The organism is Bacillus sp. JJ634 (assembly GCF_036962285.1).
Taxonomy (GTDB): domain Bacteria; phylum Bacillota; class Bacilli; order Bacillales; family DSM-1321; genus Peribacillus; species Peribacillus asahii_A.
The window spans coordinates 1-5,600 of sequence record NZ_JBALMU010000082.1; the positions used below are offsets into that span (position 1 = coordinate 1).

Below are 5,600 nucleotides of genomic sequence, written 5' to 3' on the forward strand. Positions count from 1 at the left end.
CCTTTTATAGATGTTACATTTTATAACACATATTGATAGGTAACATTTCTTTACATAAAAAGTTCATCTATCGTTACTAACCAAAAATAATTGGTCACACTTTCGCACCCCCTTTTCCCCGCTTGACTCTCCGTACCCTCCGCACAAAAAAAAGGAAGAACGAGCCTTCACACATCCACTCGTTCTTCCTTTTTTTATAATTGTTTCAATTCATTAATTCGATGAATCACGGCATCACGCTTTTCAACGTAATCTTTTTCTTTTGCACGTTCTTCCTCAATTACTTTCTCTGGCGCTTTCTTCACAAAGCCTTCATTTCCTAGTTTCTTCTGAACGCGTTCTACTTCTTTGTTCAGCTTATCTAGTTCTTTTTCTAGACGTTTTACTTCTTCATCGATGTTGATTAAGCCTTGAAGCGGTAAAATAAGCTCCACTCCTGTTACAACAGCTGTCATCGCTTGAGCTGGCTCTTCTACTTCGACACCAATTGTTAATGCTTCTGGGTTACAGAAACGTTCGATATAGCTTGCATTTTTCTCTAAGATGGCTGAAATGTTCGCATCTTTCGCTTTTAAAATTAAGTTTACTTTCTTGCTCATCGGTGTATTCACTTCAGCACGGATATTACGTACTGCGCGAATGATTTCAACAAGAAGCTTCATTTCTTCAGCTGCATCCGTGTCTGTTAATGCAGGATTTACCGTTGGCCAAGCAGCTACTGTAATGGACTCTCCTTGGTGCGGCAGGTTTTGCCAAATTTCTTCCGTAATAAATGGCATGAATGGATGTAATAAGCGCATCGTGTTATCTAACACATAAGCAAGAATGGAGCGCGTTGTTTTCTTCGCGGCTTCGTCTTCACCGTACAATGGAAGCTTCGCCATTTCAATATACCAATCACAGAAATCATCCCAAATGAAGTTATATAGCGCGCGCCCTACTTCACCGAACTCATATTTATCCGCAAGACGTGTAACCGTTTCAATCGTTTCATTTAAGCGCGTTAAAATCCATTTATCTGCTACGGATTTTTCACCGCTTAAGTCAATTTCATCATACGTTAAGCCGTTCATGTTCATTAAGGCGAAACGAGATGCGTTCCAAATTTTATTCGAGAAGTTCCATACAGACTCTACTTTTTCGTTACTGTAACGAAGATCTTGACCTGGAGAGCTTCCTGTTGATAAGAAGTAACGTAATGAGTCAGCCCCATATTTATCAATGACATCCATTGGATCGACACCGTTACCTAGAGATTTACTCATTTTACGTCCTTGCTCGTCACGAACAAGACCATGAATTAAGACATTTTCAAATGGACGTTCACCTGTGAATTCAATCGCTTGGAAAATCATTCGTGACACCCAGAAGAAGATGATATCATAACCTGTTACAAGCGCATCCGTTGAGTAATAACGTTTAAAGTCCGCTGCATCTGCATCTGGCCAGCCCATCGTCGAGAACGGCCATAATGCTGAACTAAACCATGTATCTAATACATCTTTATCTTGTTCCCAGTTTTCGCTATCAGCAGGTGCTTCTGTACCAACATACACTTCACCTGTTTCCTTATGATACCAAGCTGGAATACGATGTCCCCACCAAAGCTGACGAGAAATACACCAATCGTGGATATTCTCCATCCAGCGTAAGTATGTTTTTTCGAAACGATCTGGTGTGAAATGAACTTTTTTGTCATCACCTTGTTGTTGCAATTCGATTGCTGCATCAGCAAGTGGCTGCATTTTAACAAACCATTGTGTAGATAAATATGGTTCAACTACAGCACCGCTGCGCTCAGAATGTCCAACTGAATGCATATGATCTTCAATTTTGAATAATACACCTGCATCTTGTAAATCTTTCACAATTTGCTTACGACATTCGAAACGGTCCATTCCTTCATATTTACCTGCACGGCCGTTCATTGTTCCATCTTCGTTCATCACAAGAATGCGTTCTAAGTTATGACGGTTTCCAACCTCGAAATCGTTAGGGTCATGCGCTGGCGTCATTTTAACCGCACCTGAACCGAACTCCATATCTACATAATCATCACCAACAATAGGGATTTCACGACCTACGATTGGAAGAATAACCGTTTTGCCGATTAAGTGTTTATAGCGCTCATCTTCAGGATGAACAGCTACCCCTGAGTCACCTAACATCGTTTCTGGACGAGTTGTAGCTACCTCAATATAACCTGAGCCATCTGCTAATGGGTACTTCATATGATAGAAAGCACCTTGAACATCTTTGTGAATAACCTCAATGTCAGATAGAGCTGTTTTCGTCACTGGATCCCAGTTAATAATATATTCCCCGCGGTAAATTAAATCTTTTTCATATAATTTTACGAATACTTCACGAACGGCTTTTGATAACCCTTCATCTAAAGTAAAACGTTCACGTGTATAATCAAGACCAAGACCTAGCTTCGCCCATTGCGCACGAATATGACCCGCATATTCTTCTTTCCATTTCCACGTTTCTTCAACGAATTTCTCGCGTCCTAAATCATAACGACTAACGCCTTCCTCACGCAGCTTTTGCTCTACTTTTGCTTGAGTAGCAATCCCGGCATGGTCCATACCTGGCAGCCAAAGCACGTCATAACCTTGCATCCTTTTCATACGCGTTAAAATATCTTGCAGCGTCGTATCCCAAGCATGACCTAAGTGAAGCTTGCCTGTTACGTTTGGCGGTGGAATAACGATTGTATATGGCTCCTTTTGATCATCGCCTGTTGTTTCAAAAAATTTTCCTTCTAACCACCACTGATAACGACCTTTCTCAATCGACTGTGGATCGTATTTCGTCGGCATTGAAATTTGATTTTCTTCCATTATAAGTCCCTCCTATATAATCCCTTACCATGATTACTAAAAATGATAGCACAGAACAAAAGCGGCACGAACGCATTCATATAAGACCACAGCGAAATCACTTATTTCTCACACTTCAGGACTACGTATATTTTCTGCGGAGTTCCGCCCCTTTTCCACAAAAAAACTCCCATCATCACAAAAGGACGAAGGAAGTTGTTCGCGGTGCCACCTTTTTTCCGAAAAAGCAAATAAACCTTTTCCGGCTCTCAAATAAAATAACGGTTGTTTACCGATTTTCGCTACTGCAGTTGTTCACGAAAATTGCTCACGGACGACTTCTGATGCTGCTTACTTAGAAACCTCTCAGCTTATAGTTTCCTCTCTGAAAAGCGCCATTCATCATACTATTTCCGATCTTCGCTTTACGCAATATGTATTTTTTAAACACATAATCTATAGTACATAAAAACAAAGGATATCGTCAATCATTCTTTCCGTTTTTTTATTATTCTATACAAGAAGCATCTATCCGTGACAGCCTCTTCACGTTTCTCCGCATTTCCCCATATGATGAAGCAAGACGATATAAAGGATGACATAATGATGAAACGACAAAAGAAATTTAACCCAAACAATCTCCCTCCTTGGACCAAGAAAGCGAGTGTTGTCGTACAGCAATTTATTGTCCCATTTACAATCTTTCAAGCGATTCGAACACTTATTTTTCCGACATTCATCGATATTCTATTGCTGGCCTTGTTTATTTTTCTCGCTGCGTTCTTCTATGTAAATTGATGACAGCACAAAAAAACATGAATGGTTGACTCCAAACATGTTTTTTGAGCTAACTTTGAGGTGACTGTGCTTCTTTAGCAGCCGCCTTCTTTTGATTCTCGATTTCTTCTATCTTCATGACAACATATTCAACATTCTTTAAAAACCAATATTGACGTTGAAGTTCCTTTACTGAATCTAGTTCCGTTTTATTCCCCTTTCGTTCCACGTAATTTTTAACCGCATCAAGAGCTGATCCCGGATAAGCAAGATAGCTTTGCATCAATAACATTTCATCCTCTTTTAACGGAAAATAGCGAATATAATTATATAGCCAATCCACACAATCATCGCATTGAATCGGAAATGTTTTCATCGACCTTACAAGAAAAGGAAGTATATCGAAATGCGGCGGCGCTACCCGTGAGTTTTCAAAATTAATAAAATAACCGTAACCCCGATTATCACTAACAAAATGCTTCAATGACACTTTTCCATGTGTTACAACCGTGCGAACCTTCTCTTCTTCCTTCGTTTGTTCAAACCACTCCTTAAACTTCTTAATTGAATATGTCAGCGCCTGCGAAAGATCGCTGTAATAGACACAAAACAGCATTTCCATCGGTGACATATACCATTTCTTCTCACAGCTTACGATCCATTCATCTAGAAACTCTTGCTGCGCTTCCCATGCATGAAGCGTACGTTCATAATGCGCCTCCCTATCCTCCTTATCTACTTCAATCTCTTTAATAGAAAGGCTGTGCATCCGTGCTAACTCTCGAAACATTTGCTTATGTCGCACATCTCGTTCTCCGCTTTCTAAACTTTCCAACCACGGCATTAAATAATAAAGTTTATTATGATGAAGAACCGCATAACGCCCATCTTTTGACTGATAGATTGGCACAATTCTGTTATAGCCACGCTGATACAACGTTTGAACATTACGGATAAAATCAATGCCAACATGAGGCGAAATCGATTTTAAAGCAAATACACCGCGGTCACTATAAATTTTCTTTACACGTCCAAAGTCTTCAATATATTGAATATGAAGTGCATATTGTTGCAAAACCGCTATCGTTTCAGCATGTGAATTCTCCGTCATAACATCACTCACTTTCCTAAGAAAAGCGTAAGGCACCTGGAGCTGCTACTAAAACATATTGACATTTTATCCCGCACTTAACAGGCAGTAAGGCCTCAAGCTTTTCAGAAACAAGGAAGATAGGCGGGGTACAACTGCCCTCGTCTAGCTGTGGATCCTCCCCCCCCTCGAGGTCATAAGCTGTCATGCTCTATGGCAAACCGAGCCACGCCGCATTTCATCTTATGTGAACAGTCGCCTCACTTTTGTAGTAAAGATTCAATTGGTGAGATAAAGTGAAACGTACCTTTGCAATTTTCAACCAATTAGGTTCGTACAGGCACTTGATTGAAGCGAAGCACGAAATCTTAGTGACCATAGAACGTGGCTAACCATCAGTAAGGGATGAAGCCCTAGCTGATGAAGGTTTGTTTCTTTCCTGTAGAAAAAACAGCAAGCAGCTTCACTGCTCACTGTTCTAGCGTAATAATTAGTTTTTATACGAGGCGGATCTCGGAATATACAAGACTTGCCCTTCATAAATATCTTGATGCGGTTCTAACTCATTGCTTTGAAGCAATGTTTGCGGATTGACTGAATAACGCTCTGCCAGGTCATCAATTGTTTCTCCCTGTTGCACAATACAAACCTTTACTTTTACATGCTCTTCTTCTTGCTTTCTACTGAAAAAGTCCATAATCGAAAGAGGTTGAGATTCATTGGTCCTCGCTTTTTGCTCAGACTTCTCCACTTTTTTCTCCTCTTCTTGCTGTGGCTCTCGCTTATCTTGTTGAACGATAACAGAAGGTACCTCTCTCTTTTTCACTAAATGCAGTAAGTTAACTTTTTCTAGCTCCTCTTGTACTTCTTGTTCAAGGACCGGCTCCGCCTTTTGTTCTTCTACTTTT

4 protein-coding genes and 1 other annotated feature are annotated in these 5,600 nt (G+C 40.2%); of the genes, 1 reads left to right on the top strand and 3 read right to left on the bottom strand.

Going from position 1 to position 5,600, the window contains the following annotated elements:
• Positions 1 to 194 precede the first annotated feature (194 nt).
• A complete protein-coding gene (locus V7068_RS13330; RefSeq protein WP_499713190.1) occupies positions 195 to 2,846 on the bottom strand; it encodes a valine--tRNA ligase in 2,652 nt (883 codons plus the stop codon).
• 178 nt (positions 2,847 to 3,024) lie between these two features.
• Positions 3,025 to 3,255 (bottom strand) — a binding site (T-box leader).
• Positions 3,256 to 3,428: 173 nt separating this feature from the next.
• On the opposite strand from V7068_RS13330, the gene V7068_RS13335 reads away from it, so the two are divergent.
• Positions 3,429 to 3,623 carry a YszA family small membrane protein gene (locus V7068_RS13335; protein WP_373995307.1) on the top strand — a complete coding sequence of 65 codons (195 nt, stop codon included), beginning with the start codon at positions 3,429 to 3,431 and terminating at the stop codon, positions 3,621 to 3,623.
• A 49-nt stretch (positions 3,624 to 3,672) separates the two neighbouring features.
• On the opposite strand, the gene ysxE is transcribed toward V7068_RS13335, so the two are convergent.
• Both ysxE and V7068_RS13345 read right to left on the bottom strand, forming a co-directional pair.
• Positions 3,673 to 4,713: a spore coat protein YsxE gene (ysxE, locus tag V7068_RS13340; RefSeq protein ID WP_499713191.1), complete on the bottom strand. Its 1,041-nt coding sequence runs from the start codon at positions 4,711 to 4,713 to the stop codon at positions 3,673 to 3,675.
• A gap of 469 nt (positions 4,714 to 5,182) precedes the next feature.
• Positions 5,183 to 5,600, bottom strand: a 418-nt coding sequence (locus tag V7068_RS13345) for a LysM peptidoglycan-binding domain-containing protein (RefSeq protein ID WP_499713192.1), incomplete at its 5' end; no start/stop codon positions are given.

What these genes read in the sequence shown, in the direction of transcription:
- V7068_RS13330 (WP_499713190.1), bottom strand. Translation starts at nt 2,846, where the DNA reads ATGGAAGAAAATCAAATTTCAATGCCGACGAAATACGATCCACAGTCG.
- V7068_RS13335 (WP_373995307.1), top strand. Translation starts at nt 3,429, where the DNA reads ATGATGAAACGACAAAAGAAATTTAACCCAAACAATCTCCCTCCTTGG.
- ysxE (WP_499713191.1), bottom strand. Translation starts at nt 4,713, where the DNA reads ATGACGGAGAATTCACATGCTGAAACGATAGCGGTTTTGCAACAATAT.